17 protein-coding genes are annotated in these 19,928 nt (G+C 72.0%); 11 read left to right on the plus strand and 6 right to left on the minus strand.

Translation table 11 applies throughout. From position 1 onward, the window contains the following. Nucleotides 1–272 precede the first annotated feature (272 nt). The 3 genes from purU (RCG67_RS16545) (at nt 273) to RCG67_RS16555 (ending at nt 2,823) form a co-directional block, all read left to right on the plus strand. Entirely contained in the window at nt 273–1,193 is a 921-nt protein-coding gene (gene purU, locus RCG67_RS16545; protein WP_368827865.1) for a formyltetrahydrofolate deformylase, read from the plus strand. Between the two features lie 116 nt (nt 1,194–1,309). Then, nucleotides 1,310–1,933, plus strand: a complete 624-nt coding sequence (locus RCG67_RS16550; protein ID WP_368827866.1) for a cyclodeaminase/cyclohydrolase family protein — start codon at nt 1,310–1,312, stop codon at nt 1,931–1,933. After that, nucleotides 1,930–2,823 (plus strand): bifunctional 5,10-methylenetetrahydrofolate dehydrogenase/5,10-methenyltetrahydrofolate cyclohydrolase, encoded by an 894-nt coding sequence (locus RCG67_RS16555; RefSeq protein WP_368827868.1) that lies wholly within the window; start codon nt 1,930–1,932, stop codon nt 2,821–2,823. Before RCG67_RS16550 ends, RCG67_RS16555 begins: the two co-directional genes overlap by 4 nt. A gap of 106 nt (nt 2,824–2,929) precedes the next feature. Here the strand turns inward: RCG67_RS16555 and RCG67_RS16560 are convergent, their stop codons facing one another. Further along, a complete protein-coding gene (locus RCG67_RS16560; protein ID WP_368827870.1) occupies nt 2,930–3,595 on the minus strand; it encodes a GntR family transcriptional regulator in 666 nt (221 codons plus the stop codon). Between the two features lie 181 nt (nt 3,596–3,776). Next, nucleotides 3,777–4,445, minus strand: a complete 669-nt coding sequence (locus RCG67_RS16565; protein WP_368827872.1) for a GntR family transcriptional regulator — start codon at nt 4,443–4,445, stop codon at nt 3,777–3,779. A 164-nt stretch (nt 4,446–4,609) separates the two neighbouring features. Between RCG67_RS16565 and glyA the strand changes: the two genes are divergently transcribed. Genes glyA through purU (RCG67_RS16600) form a run of 7 tightly spaced genes read left to right on the plus strand, consistent with a single transcriptional unit; the run spans nt 4,610 to nt 13,298 of the window. Beyond that, nucleotides 4,610–5,902 (plus strand): serine hydroxymethyltransferase, encoded by a 1,293-nt coding sequence (gene glyA / locus RCG67_RS16570; RefSeq protein ID WP_368827874.1) that lies wholly within the window; start codon nt 4,610–4,612, stop codon nt 5,900–5,902. Then, nucleotides 5,902–7,119 carry a sarcosine oxidase subunit beta family protein gene (locus RCG67_RS16575; protein ID WP_368827875.1) on the plus strand — a complete coding sequence of 406 codons (1,218 nt, stop codon included), beginning with the start codon at nt 5,902–5,904 and terminating at the stop codon, nt 7,117–7,119. The genes glyA and RCG67_RS16575 overlap by 1 nt, the downstream gene beginning before the upstream one ends. A gap of 14 nt (nt 7,120–7,133) precedes the next feature. Continuing rightward, nucleotides 7,134–7,421 (plus strand): sarcosine oxidase subunit delta, encoded by a 288-nt coding sequence (locus RCG67_RS16580; protein WP_058873009.1) that lies wholly within the window; start codon nt 7,134–7,136, stop codon nt 7,419–7,421. Continuing rightward, nucleotides 7,418–10,333, plus strand: coding sequence for a sarcosine oxidase subunit alpha family protein (locus RCG67_RS16585; protein ID WP_368827876.1), 2,916 nt, complete (start codon nt 7,418–7,420; stop codon nt 10,331–10,333). The genes RCG67_RS16580 and RCG67_RS16585 overlap by 4 nt, the downstream gene beginning before the upstream one ends. Beyond that, entirely contained in the window at nt 10,326–11,003 is a 678-nt protein-coding gene (locus tag RCG67_RS16590; protein ID WP_368827877.1) for a sarcosine oxidase subunit gamma, read from the plus strand. Before RCG67_RS16585 ends, RCG67_RS16590 begins: the two co-directional genes overlap by 8 nt. Beyond that, a complete protein-coding gene (locus tag RCG67_RS16595; protein ID WP_368827878.1) occupies nt 11,003–12,403 on the plus strand; it encodes an L-serine ammonia-lyase in 1,401 nt (466 codons plus the stop codon). Before RCG67_RS16590 ends, RCG67_RS16595 begins: the two co-directional genes overlap by 1 nt. A 22-nt stretch (nt 12,404–12,425) precedes the next feature. Beyond that, nucleotides 12,426–13,298 carry a formyltetrahydrofolate deformylase gene (gene purU / locus RCG67_RS16600; RefSeq protein ID WP_368827880.1) on the plus strand — a complete coding sequence of 291 codons (873 nt, stop codon included), beginning with the start codon at nt 12,426–12,428 and terminating at the stop codon, nt 13,296–13,298. Nucleotides 13,299–13,399: 101 nt separating this feature from the next. Here the strand turns inward: purU (RCG67_RS16600) and RCG67_RS16605 are convergent, their stop codons facing one another. The 4 genes from RCG67_RS16605 to RCG67_RS16620 all read right to left on the minus strand — a co-directional run bounded on the left by RCG67_RS16605 (nt 13,400) and on the right by RCG67_RS16620 (nt 18,252). Further along, nucleotides 13,400–14,080, minus strand: a complete 681-nt coding sequence (locus tag RCG67_RS16605; protein ID WP_368827882.1) for an MBL fold metallo-hydrolase — start codon at nt 14,078–14,080, stop codon at nt 13,400–13,402. Further along, complete coding sequence (locus RCG67_RS16610; protein ID WP_368827883.1) at nt 14,077–15,240, minus strand: S-(hydroxymethyl)mycothiol dehydrogenase; 1,164 nt, start codon at nt 15,238–15,240, stop codon at nt 14,077–14,079. Before RCG67_RS16610 ends, RCG67_RS16605 begins: the two co-directional genes overlap by 4 nt. A 133-nt stretch (nt 15,241–15,373) precedes the next feature. Next, nucleotides 15,374–17,842: a GcvT family protein gene (locus tag RCG67_RS16615; RefSeq protein WP_368827884.1), complete on the minus strand. Its 2,469-nt coding sequence runs from the start codon at nt 17,840–17,842 to the stop codon at nt 15,374–15,376. A 47-nt stretch (nt 17,843–17,889) separates the two neighbouring features. Then, on the minus strand, nt 17,890–18,252 hold the full coding sequence (locus tag RCG67_RS16620) for a bifunctional 3-phenylpropionate/cinnamic acid dioxygenase ferredoxin subunit (RefSeq protein WP_368827885.1): 363 nt from the start codon (nt 18,250–18,252) through the stop codon (nt 17,890–17,892). 357 nt (nt 18,253–18,609) lie between these two features. Here RCG67_RS16620 and RCG67_RS16625 point away from each other — a divergent pair, with 357 nt between their 5' ends. Continuing rightward, nucleotides 18,610–19,800 (plus strand): NAD(P)/FAD-dependent oxidoreductase, encoded by a 1,191-nt coding sequence (locus RCG67_RS16625; RefSeq protein ID WP_368827886.1) that lies wholly within the window; start codon nt 18,610–18,612, stop codon nt 19,798–19,800. Nucleotides 19,801–19,928 lie beyond the last annotated feature (128 nt).

The raw sequence follows: 19,928 nt of genomic DNA on the forward strand, positions 1-19,928 counted from the left end.
TACGCCACCGGCGGCGTCCTCGTCCCCTCCGAACACCACATCGGCGCCTTCCACGACTGGATCACCGACAAAGTCGGCGACACCGTCCCCGGGCAAGCCGGCCCGAAGAGCCAGTAGGCGCAGACCCCGGTCAGCCGGGGCCCGGATCCGTCGTGCAGCGGACGGCCGGCCCGGCGCCACGCCGAATCCCTCGGCGTGGCGCCGGGCCGGCCGGACGCCGCGCCGGCACGTCAGTCGCACCCAGCAGTCGCCCATCCAGGCAGGAGCCTTCCATGACCGTCGCAGACACCCTCTCCTCCACCGCGCAGCCGGCCACCGCCCCCGCGGAGGCGACCCTCCGGCACGCACCGTCCCCGTTCGTGCTCACCCTCACCTGCCGGGACCAGGCAGGGATAGTCCATGCCGTCACGGAGTTCCTCCTCGCCCACGGGGCCAACATCACCGAGCACCAGCAGTTCGACGACCGGGTGCACGGGCTCGTCCACCTGCGCACCGCGTTCACCGGCCCGCTGGATCTGACCCTCGAGACGCTGGAGAGGAACTTCGCCCCCGTCGCCGAGCGGTTCGGCATGCGCCACCACCTCCACGACCAGACCCCGCCCCGGCTGCTGGTCATGGTGTCCAAGGGCGGCCACTGCCTCAACGACCTGATCTTCCGGTGGCGGGCCGGTGGCCTCGGGGGAGAGATCGCCCTGGTGGTCTCCAACCACGAGGATCTCCGTCCCATGGCCGAGGCGGCGGGCCTGCCCTTCGTGCACGTCCCCGTCTCGCCGGCGACCAAGGCGGAGTCGGAGCACCGGCTGCTGGAGCTGGTCGAGGAGCACGACATCGATCTCGTGGTGCTGGCGCGCTACATGCAGATCCTCTCCGACGACCTCTGCCGCGCGCTGGAGGGGAGGGCCATCAACATCCACCACTCCTTCCTGCCCGGCTTCAAGGGAGCCCGGCCCTACCACCAGGCCTATGAACGGGGCGTGAAGCTGGTCGGCGCCACCGCCCACTACGTGACGGCGGACCTGGACGAGGGGCCGATCATCGAGCAGGAGGTCATCCGGGTGGACCACACCCACGATCCGCGGACCCTGTCCACCGTGGGGCAGGACGCGGAAGCCCTGGCCCTCTCCCGCGCGGTCCGCTGGCACTGCGAGCACCGCGTGCTCCTGGAGGGCGCCAGCACCGTCGTCTTCCGCTGAGCCGTGCGGCCCCGATCCTGCTTCGCCACCGGGCTCGGGGCCGCAGCTCCACACGGACCGGCACGATCCGCCGGCACCCAGCACTGTCCGTCAACGCCCACCGAAGGATACAGACCATGATCGGCTCGGAGACCCTCAACGACTACCTGGAACGCCTGGCAGCCCGGGAGCCCACGCCCGGGGGCGGGGCAGCCGCAGCGCTGCACGCGGCCCAGGGGGCTGCCCTGATCGCCATGGTGGCGCGCTACACCACCGGCACACGGTACGCCCAGCACGAGGAGCAGTCCCTCCGGATCGCCGGCCGCGCCGACGACATCATCCCGGAGGCCCTGCAGCTGGCCGACGACGACGAGAGGGCCTTCGCGGCCGTGATCGCCGCCTACCGCCTGCCCTCCGCCTCCGAGGAGGACCGCGCCGCTCGTTCCCGGGCCGTCCAGGACGCCACGGTCGCCGCAGCCGCACCGCCGCGGGCGCTGATCGGCCTGGCGACCGAGATCATCGATCTGGGCCGGGAACTGGCCGAGTTCAGCAACCCCAATGTGATCAGCGACGTGGCCGCCGCCTCCGAAGCGGCCCGGGCCGCCATCGCCACGGCCCTGATCACGCTGGACATGAACATCAGCGCGATCACGGACGAGAGGACCCGGGCGCAGCTCACGGACGAGCTCCGGGTCGGCCACGACGCCGTCCTGTCCGCCCAGGCCGTGACGGACCGCGTGCGCGAGAAGGTGATGGCATGACCGCGCGGCGGCTGACCGGGGGTCCTGTCGCACAACGGCTGCGGGCCGAGACCGAGGGCAACGTCACCGCGCTGAGCCGGAGCGGAGTGGTCCCCGGGCTGGCGGTCGTCGTGGCCACCGACAACGAGGCGACCCTGTGGTACGTCCGCTCCATCGCGCGGGCCGCGGACAAGGCGGGCGTGCGCTGCACGGTCGTCGACCTCGGGGCCGACGCCGGCGAGGACGAGATCGCCTCGACGCTCACGCTGCTCAGCGAGGACGAGGACGTCCACGGCATCATCCTGCAGACGCCCCTGCCGCCGGGAGCGGCCGTGGACGAGCTGGTGGCCCACATCAGCGCGGCCAAGGACGTCGACGGGGCCAACCCGCTCAGCCTGGGGCGGTTGACCGTGGGACAGCGGGCGTTCGCCCCCGCGACGGCCCGGGCGGTGGTGGAGATCCTGGAGCACTACGACGTCCCCCTCGCCGGCCGGCACGTCTCGGTGGTCGGCCGTTCCGCGGTCGTCGGCAAGCCGTTGCTGCAGCTCCTGCTCCAGCGTGACGCCACCGTCACCGTCTGCCACTCCCGCTCCCGGCCGCTCGAGCGCTACACGTCCGAGGCGGAGGTCGTCGTCGCGGCGGTGGGGCGGCCGGGCCTGCTCAGCGGGGAGCACGTCCGGTCCGGCGCGGTGGTCGTCGACGTCGGCACCAACGTCCTCGACAACGGCGACCTGGTCGGCGACGTGGAGCCCGGCTCGACCGCCGAGGTGGCCGCGGCCCTCACACCGGTCCCCGGCGGTGTGGGCACGGTGACGACCGCCCTGCTCCTGCTGCACACCACTCAGGCGGCGCTGCGACTCGGCGACGAGCTGTCCGCCACCCGGACGCTCGCGTCGCGCACCCCCGCCTGACCGCCGGACGACGGCCCGGGGCGAGGCGGGCCGGCGGAGCGCGGACACCGTGGCGCGCTCGTCCCGCGCCGGGGCGGCGTGCGGCGCCGTGTGCCTCCCGCAGGGCTCAGAGCACCTGCCGGATCTGGGTCTCGAAGTCCTGGACGTGCTGGAGCATGATGGTGCCGGCCTCGTCCGCGTCGCCCGACAGGACCGCGGTCAGCAGGGCGCTGTGAACGGTGATGTGCTCCTGCAGCTCGGGAATGCGGTCGGCCACCACGCACCAGATGCGGGTGGCCAGGTTGCTGTAGCGCTCCAGCGTGACCTGCAGGTGGGAGTTGCCGGCCGCGGCGTAGATCGCCCGGTGGATGCGCACGTCCCAGCGCAGCGCCTCGTCCCTGTCCAGCCGCTCGTTCCCGGGGTCGTTCAGCCGGTCCCGCAGCTCCTCCAGCTGGGTCCGGGCGTCCCCGCCGCGTCGTTCGGCCGCCAGCCGGGCGGCGAGGGGCTCGAGCACCTCGCGCACCTGCGAGATCTCCGACAGCGCAGTGATGTCCACGGTGGTGGCGAAGGTCCCGCGACGGGAGTACGTGACCACCAGGTGCTCGGACTCGAGCCGTTTGAGCGCCTCGCGCAGCGGCGTCCGCCCGAGCTGCAGCTCCTGCGAGAGACGGCCCTCGTTGAGGGGGGCCCCCGGGGGGATGTCCAGGAAGATCAGTCGGTCCTGCAGCTGGAAGAAGGCCTGATCGGCCAGGGAGAGCGGCTGGTCCTGAGCGTGGAGGGGCGTGGTGGACATGGCGTGGTGTGCGCTTTCCGTGTGCGTCGGGGAGCGACCGCGGGCGGACTCCTCCGGGAAGGACCTTTCCCCTACCGTAGCGTCATGCACCAGCAGATGCGGACGGGCACAGGACGGAAGTGCGCCGCCGGGCTCCCGGCTCCGCCGCCGCGGCGGCGGAGCCTCCCGCGGCGGGACCGGTTCACAGCACGGTCCGCATGGTCCGCTCGAAGCTGGTGACGTGGTCGAGGGCGAGGCCGGCGGCCTCGTCGGCGCGCCCGGCGGTGATCGCCTCCAGCAGCTCCACGTGCTCGTGCACGTGCCCGGAGACCCCGGGCACCCGGTCCAGCACGAGGCACCAGATGCGCGTGGCCAGGTTGTCCAGGCGCACGAGCGTCTCCTCGAGATGGTCGTTGCCGGCGGCCCGGTAGATCAGGCGGTGCACGTCGAGATCCGCCCGCATGAAGGTCCGGTCCGTCGGTGCACCGCCGGCGAGCTCCTCGAGCGTGCGGACCAGGTCGCGCATCTGCTGCCGCACGGCCGGAGGCGCGGACAGCGCGGCCTTGCGCGCGGCGAGCGGTTCGAGGTGCCGCCGGAGCTCGGAGACGTCGGACAGCGCGGTGATGTCCACCTGCGTGGCGAACGTCCCCCGCCGGGGATAGGAGACCACCAGGTGGTCGGTCTCCAGGCGCTTGAGCGCCTCCCGGATCGGGGTTCTCCCGATGCCCGTCTCGGACGCGAGCCGGGCGTCGTGGATCATGGCGCCCGGTCGGATCTCGAGCATGGTCAGGCGGTCGCGCAGGAGCCCGTAGGCCTGATCGGCCAGCGACACGGGGACCTCCGGACAGTGCTCGGTGATGGTGGCGCTCATGGCTTCCTTCCTGGATCGGGACCGCCGGATCGGGGTCCGTGCTGCGGGAGCCGGAGGTTTCCCGTCATCCGTTGACACCCCGGGAGCCCTAGCATACCTTTGAACCACAGCTGATATATCAAAACCGTATCAGCAGCGAATGCGAGACCTTGAGGAGCCCAGGGATGCCCGATCTGAACACCCATCTGGCCGAAGCCGACCCGGAGATCGCGGCGGCCATCGATCAGGAGCTGGTCCGCCAGCAGTCCACGCTGGAGATGATCGCCTCGGAGAACTTCGCTCCCGTCTCCGTGATGGAGGCGCAGGGGTCGGTGCTGACCAACAAGTACGCCGAGGGCTACCCCGGCCGGCGGTACTACGGCGGCTGCGAGCACGTCGACGTGGTCGAGCAGCTGGCGATCGACCGCCTCAAGGCCCTGTTCGGCGCCGAGGCCGCCAACGTCCAGCCCCACTCGGGCGCCCAGGCCAACGCGGCCGCCATGTCGGCGCTGCTGGACCCGGGGGACACCATCCTGGGACTGAACCTGGCCCACGGCGGACACCTCACCCACGGGATGAAGCTCAACTTCTCCGGCAAGCTCTACAAGGTCGCCGCCTACGGCGTCTCCGAGCAGGACCACCGCATCGACATGGCCGAGGTCGAGCGCCTCGCGCTCGAGCACCGGCCCAAGCTCATCGTGGCCGGCTGGTCGGCCTACACCCGGCAGCTGGACTTCGCCGAGTTCCGCCGCATCGCCGACGAGGTCGGGGCCTACCTGATGGTGGACATGGCCCACTTCGCCGGGCTCGTGGCCGCCGGGCTGCACCCCAACCCCGTCCCGCACGCGGACGTGGTGACCACGACCACCCACAAGACTCTCGGCGGTCCGCGCGGCGGGGTGATCCTGAGCAGGCAGGAGCTGGCGAAGAAGATCAACTCCGCCGTCTTCCCCGGCCAGCAGGGCGGCCCGCTCGAGCACGTGATCGCCGCCAAGGCCGTGGCCTTCAAGTACGCCGCGACCGAGGAGTTCGCCGACCGGCAGGCCCGCACCCTGGAGGGCGCACGGATCCTGGCCACCCGGCTGCTGTCCCCCGACGTCATGGCCGGCGGGATCACCCTGGTCAGCGGCGGCACCGACGTGCACCTGGTGCTCGTGGACCTGCGCGACTGCGAGCTGGACGGCCAGCAGGCCGAGGACCTCCTGCACCGCGTGGGCATCACCGTCAACCGCAACGCCGTGCCCTTCGACCCGCGCCCGCCGATGGTCTCCTCCGGGCTGCGCATCGGCACCCCGGCCCTGGCCACGCGGGGCTTCGGCGCCGCCGAGTTCACCGAGGTCGCCGACATCATCGCCGAAGCCCTCATCGCCGGCCCCGAGGCGGACCTGAGCGCTCTGCGCGACCGCGTCACGACTCTGGCCGAGCGGTTCCCGCTCTACCCGAACCTGTCCGCCCCCGTCCTGAACGGAGCCCTCTGATGGCTGATCTGCTGCCGGAGCACCCGGACTTCCTGTGGCACAACCCGGACCCGAAGTCCTCCTACGACGCCGTGATCGTCGGCGGCGGCGGTCACGGGCTCGCGACCGCCTACTACCTGGCCAAGAACCACGGCATGACCAACATCGCCGTGCTGGAGCGGGGCTGGCTGGCCGGCGGGAACATGGCCCGCAACACCACGATCATCCGTTCCAACTACCTGTGGGACGAGTCCGCGGCGATGTACGAGCACTCCCTGAAGCTCTGGGAGATCCTGCCCGAGGAGCTGGAGTACGACTTCCTCTTCTCCCAGCGCGGGGTGATGAACCTGGCGCACACCCTGGGCGACGTCCGGGAGTCCGTGCGCCGGGTCAACGCGAACAAGCTCAACGGCATCGACGCGGAGTGGATCAGCCCGGAGCAGGTCAAGGAGCTGTGCCCGATCATCAACATCGGGGACGACATCCGCTACCCGGTGATGGGTGCGACCTACCAGCCGCGCGCCGGCATCGCCAAGCACGACCACGTGGCGTGGGCCTTCGCCCGCAAGTGCGACGAGATGGGCGTGGACATCATCCAGAACTGCGAGGTCAACGGCTTCGTCATGGACGGCGAGCGTGTGGTGGGCGTGGAGACCTCCCGCGGGAGGATCAACGCCGGCAAGGTCGGCCTCTGCGGGGCCGGGCACAGCTCCGTCCTGGCGGAGCTCGCCGGGTTCCGGCTGCCGATCCAGTCCCACCCGCTGCAGGCCCTGGTCTCGGAGCTGCACGAGCCCGTGCACCCGACCGTGGTGATGTCCAACCACGTGCACGTCTACGTCTCCCAGGCCCACAAGGGCGAGCTGGTCATGGGCGCCGGCGTGGACGCCTACAACGGCTACGGCCAGCGGGGCGCCTTCCACGTCATCGAGGACCAGATGGCGGCCGCGGTGGAGCTCTTCCCGATCTTCGCCCGCGCCCACGTCCTGCGCACCTGGGGCGGGATCGTGGACGTCACCCTGGACGCCTCGCCGATCGTCTCCAAGACGCCCGTGGACCAGATGTACGTCAACTGCGGCTGGGGCACCGGCGGCTTCAAGGGAACTCCCGGAGCCGGCTACTCCTTCGCCCACACCATCGCCAACGACGAACCCCACCCCCTCAACGAGCCCTTCGCCCTGGAGCGCTTCGAGACCGGGGTCCTCATCGACGAGCACGGCGCCGCCGCCGTGGCCCACTAGGAGGCCGGAACACCATGCTGCTGATCGAGTGCCCCCACTGCGGGCCGCGCGACGAGACCGAGTACCAGTACGGCGGGGAGGCCCACGTGGCCTATCCCGAGGACCCCTCCCAGCTCTCCGACAAGGAGTGGGCGGAGTACCTCTTCTACCGCAACAACCCCAAGGGCCTGATCGCGGAACGGTGGGCCCACGCCGTCGGCTGCCGCCGCTGGTTCAACGTCGTCCGCGACACCGTGACCTATGAGATCAAGGCCGTCTACAGGATCGGCGAGCCCAAGCCCGAGATCGGAGGCGTCAAGTGAGCGCTCAGTCCCACCGCCTGCCGGCGCAGCAGAGCGCGACCGGCAGCATCGACCGCACCTCGACGGTGCGCTTCACCGTGGACGGAGAGGAGTTCGCCGGGTACGCCGGTGACACCCTGGCCTCGGCCCTTCTGGCCGCGGGACGCGTCCGCTGCGGCGACTCGATGTACCTGGGCCGTCCCCGCGGGATCATGTCCGCCGGCGTGGAGGAGCCCAACGCGCTGGTCAAGGTCGCCGCGCGCACCGAGGCCGACGTGGCCGAGTCCATGCTCCCGGCCACCACGGTGGAGCTGACCGACGGGCTGGAGGCGTCCTACCTGCGCGGGCTCGGGCAGCTCGACCCGGCCCGGGACGAGGCGATCTACGACCACAAGCACGTGCACACCGACGTCCTCGTCGTCGGCGCCGGGCCCGCGGGCCTCGCCGCGGCCCGGGAGGCCGCGAAGTCGGGGGCCCGGGTCATCCTCGTGGACGAGCAGCCGGAGGCCGGAGGGTCCCTGCTGTCCGGCCGCGACGAGACCGTCGACGGCATGCCCGCCCGTGACTGGGTGGCCGAGACCCTCGCCGCCCTCCGGGAGGCCCCCGAGACCACGGTCTTGGACCGCACCACTGCCTTCGGCAACTACGACAGCAACTACGTCGTCGCCGTCCAGCGGCGCACCGACCACCTCGGCACCGCCCCCGGCGCCGGGGTCTCGCGGGAGCGGATCTGGCACGTGCGGGCGGACCAGGTGGTGCTCGCCACCGGCGCGCACGAGCGGCCGATCGTGTTCGCCGACAACGACCGCCCCGGCGTCATGCTCGCCGGCGCGGTGCGCACCTACCTCAACCGCTACGCCGTGGCCGCCGGCACGCGGGTCGTGGCGGCCACCACCAACGACTCCGTCTACGCCGTGGTGGCCGACCTGGTCGCCGCCGGCGTGGACGTCGCGGGCGTGGTCGACTCGCGCCCCGGGCTCACCGCTGCCGCCGAGCGCACCGCCGCCCGCACGGGAGTGCAGGTGTGGACCGGCAGCGCCGTGGTGGAGACCGCCGGCGACGGCGCGGACGGGCGCGTCAGCGCCGTCACGCTCAGCGGGATCGACGAGGACGGCCGGCTGACCGGTCCCACCACGACCGTGGACGCCGACCTGCTGGCGGTCTCCGGCGGGTGGACCCCGGTGGTGCACCTGCACAGCCAGCGGCAGGGCAAGCTGACCTGGAACGACGACCTCGCCGCCTTCGTCCCCGCCCTGCCGGTGCGCGACCAGCAGACCGCGGGGTCCGTCAACGGCGTGCTGGACCTGGCCGGATGCCTCGGCCAGGGCGCCCGCGCCGGCGCCGAGGCCGCCTGCCGCGCCGGGTTCGACACCTCGGCCCAGGAGCCGGCCGCCGCCGCGGAGGCCTTCGCCCCGGTCCGGCCGCTGTGGCTGGTGCCCGGGCCCGACGGGGAGCCGTCGGACTGGAGCCGCCACTTCGTGGACTTCCAGCGCGACCAGACGGTCGCCGAGGTGCTGCGCTCGACCGGCGCCGGCATGCGGTCGGTGGAGCACGTCAAGCGCTACACCTCCATCTCCACCGCCAACGACCAGGGCAAGACCTCCGGGGTCAACGCCATCGGCGTCATCGCGGCCGCGCTGAACAGCACCGACGTCGGCGGCATCGGCACCACCACCTACCGCGCCCCCTACACCCCCGTGGCCTTCAAGGCCCTGGCGGGACGGCGGCAGGGTGAGCTCTTCGACCCGGCGCGGCTGACCTCGGTCCACCCCTGGCACGTGGCGCACGGGGCCCTGTTCGAGGACGTCGGGCAGTGGAAGCGGCCCTGGTACTACCCCCAGGCCGGGGAGGACATGGACGCGGCCGTGCTGCGCGAGTGCGCGGCCGTCCGCGGATCGGTGGGGTTCATGGACGCCACCACGCTGGGCAAGATCGAGATCCGGGGCCAGGACGCCGGGGAGTTCCTCAACCGCGTCTACACCAACGCCTTCAAGAAGCTCAAGCCCGGCATGGGCCGCTACGGGGTCATGTGCACCCCCGACGGCATGGTCTTCGACGACGGCGTGACCCTGCGCCTGGACGAGGACCGGTACTTCATGACCACCACCACCGGCGGTGCGGCCAAGGTCCTGGAATGGCTCGAGGAGTGGTCCCAGACCGAGTGGCCGGAGCTGGACGTCACCTTCACGTCCGTGACGGAGCAGTACACCACCGTCGCCGTCGTCGGCCCGAAGTCCCGTGCCGTCATCGCCGCGCTCGCCCCGGACCTGGACGTGTCCAACGAGGCGTTCCCGTTCATGGCCTTCCGCGAGACGGTCCTGGCCTCCGGGGTCCCCGCGCGGATCTGCCGGATCTCGTTCTCCGGGGAGCTGGCCTTCGAGATCAACGTCTCCTCCTGGTACGGGCTCTCCGTCTGGGAGGCCGTCGCGGAGGCCGGCGCCGAGTTCGGGATCACCCCCTACGGCACCGAGACCATGCACGTGCTGCGCGCGGAGAAGGCCTACCCCATCGTGGGGCAGGACACCGACGGCACGGTCACCCCCCAGGACCTGGGGATGGAGTGGGTGGTGTCCAAGACCAAGGACTTCATCGGCAAGCGGTCCTACGACCGCCCGTCCGCCACCAGCCCCGACCGCAAGCAGCTGGTCGCGGTCCTGCCGGTGGACCGGGCGTTCCGGCTGCCGGAGGGCGCCCAGCTGGTCGACCACGGCACCCCCATCACCCCGCAGGAGGGCCCCGTGCCGATGGTCGGGCACGTCACCTCCAGCTACCGCAGCGCCGCCCTGGACCGGACCTTCGGTCTCGCCCTGGTCGAGAACGGCCGCAACCGCATCGGTGAGACGCTCCAGGCCCCGCTCGACGGGCAGCTCGTGGACGTCGTCATCGCAGAACCCGTGCTCTACGACCCCGAAGGGAACCGCCGAGATGGCTGAGCAGCTCCTGACCGACACCACCGCCCTGCGCCGCAGCCCGCTGGCCCACCTCGCGCAGCAGATGCGCGAGCGGACCGTGACGGGTGAGCGCGGCGTGGCCCTGCGCGAGATCCCCTTCCTGACCATGGTCGGGATCCGGGTGGCGCCGGGCACCCCCGCCGCCGAGGCGGTCGCGGCCGCGGCGGGGATGCCCCTGCCGGCCGGCCACGGCCAGGTCAGCGGCGCCGCCGAGGCCACCGCGATCCTGTGGATCGGCCCCGACGAGTTCCTGCTCGTCGGCCCCGAGGGCGTGGGGCCCGCGGAGATCGGCCCCACGGGAAGCGACCTCCGCGAGGCGGGCGCCGACGACGCCGGCACCGCCGCCGGGCTGGCCCGGGCCCTGGGGACCGAGCCCGGGCAGGCCGTGGACCTGTCCGCCAACCGCACCACGCTCGAGCTGTCCGGGCCCTCGGCCCGCGCCGTGCTCGAGAAGAGCTGCCACCTGGACCTGCACCCGCGGTCCTTCGCGGTCGGCACCGCCGTGGCCACGACCCTGGGCCCGGTGCAGGTGCTGCTGTGGCGGACCGCGGAGCTGACCTGGCGGATCATGCCGCGGTCCTCCTTCGCCGAGTACACCGCCCGGTGGCTGCTCGACGCGATGACGGAGTTCTCGGCTCCCGAGGTGCCCTGATGGCGCTCAGCGTCCTCGACCTGTTCTCCGTGGGCATCGGGCCCTCCTCCTCCCACACGGTGGGCCCGATGCGCGCGGCGGCGCTGTTCGCCGACGGCCTCAGGAGGGACGGCCTCCTGGAGTCCGTGGCCCGGGTGCGCGCCGAGCTGTTCGGCTCCCTGGGCGCGACCGGCCACGGCCACGGCTCGGACAAGGCCGTGATCCTGGGGCTGCAGGGCGCGGACCCGGAGACCGTGGACACCGACACGGCCGACGAGCAGGTGCGGGCCAGCACGGAGCGGGGGCAGCTGTGCCTGGCGGGGACCCACCCGGTCCCCTTCGACCGGCCGAAGGACGTGGTCATGCACCGGCGCAGGTCCCTGCCGGCGCACCCGAACGGCATGACGTTCTTCGCCCACGGGGCGGACGGCGAGCTGCTGCGGGAGCGGACGTTCTACTCGGTGGGCGGCGGTTTCGTGGTCGACGGTGAGGCCACGGGCGCCGACCGTGTCGTGGCCGACGACACCACGGTGCCGTACCCGTTCACCACCGGCGGCCAGCTCCTCGAGCACTGCCGGCGGGAGGGCATGTCGATCGCCGGGATCATGCTCGCCAACGAGGCCTCCTGGCGCTCCGAGGAGGACACCCGGGTGGCGCTGCTGCACATCTGGGACGTGATGCAGCAGTGCGTGGAGAACGGGTGCACCCGCACCGAGGCCGCGCTGCCCGGCGGGCTGAAGGTCCGCCGCCGGGCACCGGACCTGCGGGCCCGGCTGCGGGAGGCCGAGGCCACCGCGACGGCCACGGGGCGGCCGGTCCCCGACCCGCTGCACGCCATGGAGTGGATCAACCTCTACGCCCTGGCGGTCAACGAGGAGAACGCCTCCGGCGGGCGGATCGTCACCGCCCCGACCAACGGCGCCGCCGGCATCATCCCGGCCGTCCTGCACTTCTACACCCGGTTCGTCTCCGGAGCGGACGAGAACGGCGTGGTGGAGTTCCTGCTGACGGCGGCCGCCGTCGGTATCCTGATCAAGGAGAACGCCTCCATCTCGGGCGCGGAGATGGGCTGCCAGGGCGAGGTCGGCTCCGCCTGCTCCATGGCCGCCGCGGGACTGTGCGCGGTGCTGGGCGGGTCCCCCGACCAGGTGGAGAACGCGGCCGAGATCGGCATGGAGCACAACCTCGGCCTGACCTGCGACCCGGTGGGCGGGCTGGTGCAGATCCCCTGCATCGAGCGCAACGCCATCGCGAGCACGAAGGCCGTCAACGCCGCCCGCCTGGCCCTGCACGGCGACGGCGAGCACAAGGTCTCCCTCGACCAGGTCATCAAGACCATGCGGGAGACCGGCAACGACATGAAGATCAAGTACAAGGAGACCTCCCGTGGTGGACTGGCCGTCAACGTCATCGAGTGCTGACCAGCGACTCCGGCCGGAGCCGGTGCGCACCGTTCCCGCCACGACGGAACTGGTGCTGACCCTCGACTGCCCCGAGATGCCGGGGATCGTGCACGCCGTCAGCGGCGTGCTGCTGGAGCACGGCGCCAACATCGTGGAACTGACCCAGTTCGACGACCGCCGGCTCGGGCACTTCTTCATGCGCGTGCACGTGGCCCCGGCCACGGGCGAGGGCCTGGACCCCGAGGCCCTCCGGACGGCCCTCGCCCCGGTGGCCGAGCGGTTCGGCATGCGCTGGGAGCTCAACGAGCACGGGGCCAAGCGGCGCGTGCTCGTGATGGTCTCGAAGTTCGGCCACTGCCTCAACGACCTGCTCTTCCGGGCCCGGACGGGGGACCTGCCCGTGGACATCGTCGCGGTGGTCTCCAACCACCGGGACCACCAGCGCCTGGTCGAGTGGCACGGCATCCCGTTCTTCCACGTGCCCGTCACCCCGGACACCAAGCCGGCCGCCGAGGCGCGCCTGCTGGAGCTCGTGGACCGCTTCGAGGTGGACCTCGTGGTCCTGGCCCGCTACATGCAGGTGCTCAGCGACTCGCTGGCCACCCGGATGGAGGGCCGGGTGATCAACATCCACCACTCGTTCCTGCCCAGCTTCAAGGGCGCCAAGCCGTACCACCAGGCCTACGAGCGCGGCGTGAAGACCGTGGGCGCCACGGCGCACTACGTCAACGCCGAGCTCGACGAGGGCCCGATCATCGCCCAGCAGCTCGTGGACGTGGACCACACCCACGGCCCGGAGAACCTCGTCGCCGCCGGCCGCGACACCGAGTGCAAGGCCCTGTCCAACGCCGTGAAGTGGCACTGCGAGGGCCGGGTCATCCTGCACGGCAACCGGACGGTCGTCCTGCGCTGAGCCGGCCCCGGGACCGATGACGACCGATCCCCGCGGAGGCTCGCCTCCGCGGGGATCGGTCGTCGCGCTCCGGGAGCTCACCCGGACCGGCCTCCTCGGGTTCAGTGGCCGCGGTCGATCCACTCCTGCAGGTGGGGCGCCTCCGCGCCGATCGTGGTGGGGTCCCCGTGGCCGGTGAGCACCTCGGTGGACTCCGGGAGGACGAGCAGCCGGTCCCGGATGGAGTCCACGATCGTGGGGAAGTCCGAGTACGAGCGGCCGGTGGCGCCGGGGCCGCCCTGGAAGAGGGTGTCCCCGGAGATGAGCACCCCGCCCTCCCCCAGGCCGGGTGCCCAGAAGCACACCGAGCCGGGCGAGTGGCCGGGGGTGTGCAGCGCGGTCAGGCGCACCCCGCCCACCGTGTAGACGTCCCCGTCGCGGATGATGCGGTCGAAACGACGGGCCGGATGGACCTGTTCCCAGAGCATCGTGTCGTCGGGGTGCAGGTACACCGGGGCCCGCAGCTGCTCGGCGACCTCGGCGACGGCGCGGATGTGGTCGTCGTGGCCGTGGGTGAGCAGGATGGCCGCCACGGCCCGGCCGCCCACGGCGTCCACGACCTTCTGCGGGTCGTGGGCCGGGTCGATGACCAGGCACTGCTCGTCGTCGCCCACGATCCAGACGTTGTTCTCGACCTCCCAGGTGCCGCCGTCCAGGGAGAACGTCCCGGCGGTCACCAGGTGCTCGACCCGGACCCGGCCCGAGGCGTCGGTGCGCTGCTGGGCGGCCTGCCGCGCGGTCATCGGGCTGCTCCGGCCGGTGCGGCCACACCGGTCTCCGCGCCGCGCTCCTCCGCGCCGGTCCCGGCACGGTCCAGTTCCACGACGGAGCGCAGGACGGTGCCGGCCTTCATCTTCGCGAAGGCCTCCTCGACGTCGCCCAGGCCGATCCGCTCGGTGACGAACCCGTCCAGGTCCAGCCGGCCCAGCCGGTACTGGTCCACCAGCATCGGGAAGTCCCTCGACGGCAGGGTGTCGCCGTACCAGGCGGACTTGATCGAACCGCCGCGGCCGAACACCTGGTCCAGCGGGATCTCCCACGTGGTCCCCGGATCGGGCACGCCCACTAGGACCATGCGCCCCGCCAGGTCGCGGGCCTCGAAGGCCTGCTTGAAGGTCGGCGCGATGCCCACCGCGTCGACCACGACGTCGGCGCCGAACCCGCCGGTGAGCTCCCGGATCGCCTCGACGGGGTCCTGCTCCCGGGAGTTGACGGTGTGGGTGGCGCCGAACTTCCGCGCGGTGGCCAGCTTCTCGTCGTCGAGGTCCACGGCGACGATCGTGGTGGCTCCCGCCAGGGCGGCCCCGGCGATCGCGGCCGCCCCGACGCCCCCGCAGCCGATCACGGCCACGGACTCCCCGCGCTTGACGGCACCCGTGTTGAGCACGGCGCCGATCCCGGCCATCACCCCGCAGCCGAGCAGCCCGACGGCCGCGTACTGGTGCGGCTCGAGGTCGGCTTCGATCTTGGTGCACTGACCCGCCGCGACCAGGGTCTTCTCCGCGAACGAGCCGATGCCCAGGGCCGGGGACAGCGGGGTGCCGTCCTCCAGGGTCATCTTCTGGGTGGCGTTGTGGGTGGCGAAGCAGTACCAGGGCTCGCCCCTGCGGCAGGCCCGGCACTCCCCGCACACCGCGCGCCAGTTCAGGATCACGTGGTCGCCCACGGCGACCTCCGTCACGCCCTCACCGACCGCCGAGACGACGCCCGAGGACTCGTGGCCGAGCAGGAACGGGTAGTCGTCGCCGACCCCGCCCTCGACGTAGTGGTGGTCGGTCTGGCACACCCCGCAGGTGAGCACGTCCACCAGCGCCTCCCCGGGACCCGGGTCGGGCACCAGGATGGTCTCCACGCTGACGGGCTGGTTCTTGCCCTTCGACACCACGCCTTTGACCTTGTGCATGTTGGAACTGCCTTTCGTCGTCGTCGGCACCGGGAACGGTGCTCGATCACAGAAGTCGTACTGGGGAGTCCCGAGGTCGGGACCAGGAGCCGCGGCCGGAGCGGTGCACGCCCCGGCCGCGGCGGCAGGGGCCTCAGCCGCGGATGCGCTCCATGCCGGGATCCACGAGCGGCTCGGCGCTGACCGTGGCGGGGACGCGCTCGCCGAGGTACTCGATCTCCACGCCGTCCCCCTCGGAGACCTCCGGCGGGAGCCAGGCGTAGGCGACCGGCCGGCCCACGGTGTGGCCGAAGACCGCGCTGGTGACGTAGCCGGCGGCGGCGCCGTCCACGTACACGGGCTCCTTGCCCAGGACCACGGAGCGGCCGTCGTCGACGGTCAGGCAGCGCAGCCGCCGGCGGACCTGGCCGTCGGAGGCCACGGCCTCCGAGCCCACGAAGTCGCCCTTGTCCTTCTTGACGGCGAAGTCCAGGCCGGCCTCCAGGGCGGTGTGCTCGGTGGTCATGTCGGTGCCCCAGGACCGGTAGCCCTTCTCCACGCGCAGGCTGTTGAAGGCGGCGCGCCCCGCGGGGACGATGCCGAACTCCTGGCCCGCCTCGTGCAGCAGGTCCCACAGCCGCAGCCCCTGGTCGGCGGTGGTGTACAGCTCCCAGCCGAGCTCCCCCACGTAGGAGAGGCGCATCGCCGTGACCCGGAGGCCGCCCACCCGGATCTGCTTGGTGCGGAAGTACTTCAGGCCCTCGTTGGACAGGTCGTCCCGGGAGACCTTCGCCATGACCTCCCGGGCCTTCGGTCCCCACAGGCCGATGCAGCAGGTCTCGGCCGTGGTGTCCCGGACCACGACCCAGGCGGCGGGGTCCTCGGCGCTCTGCCCGCTCGCCTCGGCGGACAGGTACGCCACGTCCACGCTGCTGTTGATGCCGGCCTGGAACAGGTTCTCGTCGAGCCGGGCCACGGTGATGTCGCTGCGGATCCCGGCCTTCTCGTCCAGGAGGAGGCAGTACGTCACGGCGCCCGGCTTGCGCAGGATGTTGCCGGTGGTGAGCCGCTGCAGCAGGGCGGCGGCGCCCGGCCCCTCGACCGTCACGCGCTTGAGCGGGGTCATGTCGTACATCGCCACGGCGGTGCGGGTCTTCCACGCCTCGACCGCCGCGATCGGCGAGTGGTACCGGGCCGCCCACGGCTCGCGCTCCGGCTCCCGCCACTCCTCCGGCAGCTGCTCCAGGAGCGCGCCGTTGGACTCGTACCAGTGCGGGCGCTCCCAGCCGTGGCTCTCCAGGAAGAACGCGCCGAGCTCCAGCTCCCGGGGATAGAAGGGGCTGACCCGCAGGTTGCGCGGCGACTCCCGTGGCTGGAGCGGGTGCAGGACGTCGTAGATCTCCACGAAGTTCTGCTTGCCCGTCTCCTCGACGTACTCCGGGGAGAGCTGCACGTCGTCGAACCGGGTGGCTTCGCAGCCGTGCAGGTCCGTCTCCGGGACGCCGTCCACCAGCAGCTCGGCCATGGCCTTGGCCACGCCCGAGGAGTGGGTGACCCACACCGCCTCCGCCACGAAGAAGCCGGCGAGGTCCGGGGACTCGCCGATGAGCGGGCCCCCGTCCGGAGTGAAGGAGAAGATGCCGTTGAAGCCCTCGGCCACCTCGCTGCCGCGCAGGCTGGGGAGGAAGCGCCGGCTCTCGGCCCACTGCTCCGTGAAGTCCTCGGGCGTGAAGTCCAGGCGGGAGGGCATCCGGTCGTGGGCGATGTCGCGGGGCGCGTAGTGCGGCAGGTCGGAGAGATCCACCGGCATCGGGCGGTGCGCGTAGGAGCCGATGCCGATCCGGTCTCCCCACTCCCGGTAGTAGAGGTCCGCGTCCTGGTGCCGGAGGATCGGCAGGGTCGCGCCGTTCGGGGCGTCGTGCTTGCCGATCAGCTCCGGGACCGCGGAGGTGAAGACGTACTGGTGGGCCAGCGGCAGGATGGGGCACGGCATGCCGGCCATCTCGCCGATCGCGGGGCCCCAGAAGCCGGCGCAGGAGACGACGATGTCGGCCGGCACGGTCCCGTCGGGCGTGGTCACGCCGGTCACGCGGCCGTTCGACCGCTCGATGCCGGTGACGGTCGTCTCCGCGCAGTAGGTCACGCCGGCGCGGGAGGTGCGCTCGATGAGCACCTGCACCGCCTTGGCCGCGAGGGCGAGCCCGTCCGTGGGGACGTGGTAGCCGCCCAGGACCATCTCGGGGTTGACCAGGGGGTGCTGCTCGAGCACCTCCTCGGGAGTGAGCAGCCGGCCCTCGAGCCCCCACGACGTCGCGTAGCCCACCTTGCGCTTGAGCTCCTCCAGCCGCTCCGGCGTGGTGGCCACCTCGAGGCCGCCCACCTGGTTGAAGCAGCCCAGGGAGACGAGCTTCTCCACCGTGTACTGCGCGAAGCGGGTGAGCGACCGTGACGGGTTCGTCTGGTAGACGAGTCCGGGCGCGTGCGACGTCGAGCCGCCGGGAAGGGGCAGCGGCCCCTGCTCCAGGACGGTGATGTCCGTCCAGCCGCGCTGGACGAGCTCGTCGGCAAGGTTGGTGCCGACGATGCCGGCTCCGATGATGACGACGCGAGGGGTGGTGCTCATGGATGGTTCTCCTGACCTGCGGGTGTCGTGCGGGGGTCGACCGGTGTTCAGTTCGACTGGGACTCGTGGCCGTGGGCGGTGAGCCCGGGAGGCAGGTTCGGCGCCTCGCTCGACTCCTCGACCATGATGTCGCCGTCCACGACGGCCACCTTGTGGGTTCGGACCGGCAGCTTGGCCGGGGGTGCGTCCACCGCGCCGGTGCGGAGGTTGAACTTGGACGCGTGCAAGGGGCACTCGACCTCGCAGTCCTCCACCCAGCCGTCGGCGAGCGAGGCGTCCTGGTGGGTGCAGGTGTCGTCGATGGCGAACAGCTCGCCCTCCTCCGTGTGGAACACGGCGATGGGTGGGACGGTGTCGAGGCGCAGGGCGTCACCGGGTGCGAGGTCCTTGAGGGGACAGGCCTTGTGCATCGGAACGGTTCCTTTCCTGAGGGGTTCGGGCCTGCCGTGCCGGCCGGTACCGCTTCGACCGATCTGGCTCACCATGAGCAACAAGCGTTGCAATGTGCAACAAGCGTGGGGAGTGGGAACGGGGGCTGTCAAGAGGTTCGCCTCAGCTGATTCGTGATCCAGGCCACAGGGCGACGCTTTGTAAATTTCTCGCGTCGCAATGGCGCAACCCCTTGACGGACCCCGTGGCGGAGCTCACTCTGAATCTCACATTACGAACCGTGTTGCACAACTTGCGCGTCAGATCCGGAACCAGGCCTCTCGCCGCCGATCCGGGTCGCCACTCATCCGTTGTCTGTCTTCCGAAAGGGGTTCTCCATGGAGTCCCTCGTCATTGTCGGGGCGTCCCTGGCCGGTCTCTCGGCCGCCCGGGCCGCCCGCAACCTCGGCTTCGAGGGCCGTGTGGTGATCATCGGTGATGACCACCAGCGCCCCTACGACCGGCCCCCGCTGTCCAAGGACTTCCTGGCCGGACGCCTCCAGCCCGCCGACCTCGCCCTGGAGACCGACGACGAGGCCCTGGACGCGGAATGGATCCTCGGCACCCGGGCGGTGTCCTTCGACCCGGCCACCCGCCTGGTGCACCTGGCCGACGGCACCACCGTGCACGCGGCGGGCCTGGTGATCGCCACCGGCGCCTCCCCCCGGTCCCTGCCCCAGATCGCCGCCGCCGCCAACGTGGTCAGCCTGCGCACCCTCGACGACGCGCAGCGACTGCGCACCCTGCTCACCCCCGGGGCCCGGCTGGTGGTCGTCGGCGCCGGGTTCATCGGCGCCGAGGTCGCCTCCACCGCCCACGCCCTGGGCCTGGAGGTCACCGTGCTGGAGAAGTCCCCCACCCCGCTGTGCGGGCCGCTGGGCACCCAGCTGGGCGCGGTCGTGGCCGGACTGCACGAACGCGCCGGGGTCGAGCTGATCTGCGGGGCCGAGATCGCCGACTTCGCCCTCACCGACGGATCCGTGACCGCGGTGCACCTGGCCGGCGGGCGGGTGCTGGAGGCCGACGTGGTGCTCGTGGGCATCGGCGCGGTGCCCAACACCGCCTGGCTGGAGAGCTCCGGGATCGAGCTCGGCAACGGCGTGCTCTGCGACGCGACCGGGGCCACCAGCATCCCCGGGGTCGTGGCCGTGGGCGACTGCGCCGCCTGGTGGGACCCCGCCACCGCCCGCCACCACCGGGTGGAGCACTGGACCGGGGCCGCCCAGCGCCCGGCCGTGGCCGTGGCCGCCCTGCTCGGCGCCGACCAAGCCGGGCTGCCCCCGGTCAAGCCCCCGTACTTCTGGTCCGACCAGTACGGCACCCGCCTGCAGTTCGTCGGCGACGCCTCCCGCGCCGACCGCGTGGCCTACGAGCACGGCGGCCCCGACCAGGACTCCCTGCTGGCCGTCTACTACACCGGGGACCACCCCGTGGCCGTGCTCGCCTGGAACCAGACCAAGCTCTTCTGCCGCTGGCGCAAGACCGTCGAGAAACTCGCCGCCACCGCCGCCCAGCCGGTCGCGGCCTGACCCACCCGCGTCCCCCGCCCCACCCCGTTCCCCGCCCCGTGCTCTGCGCACCGCACGACCCAAGGAGTAGAGAGTTGTCCACCAACGTTGTCTCGGAGTCCCTGATCTCCACCCTGCCCGGCTCCACC

It is taken from the genome of Kocuria cellulosilytica, assembly GCF_040981245.1.
GTDB lineage: Bacteria > Actinomycetota > Actinomycetes > Actinomycetales > Micrococcaceae > Kocuria > Kocuria cellulosilytica.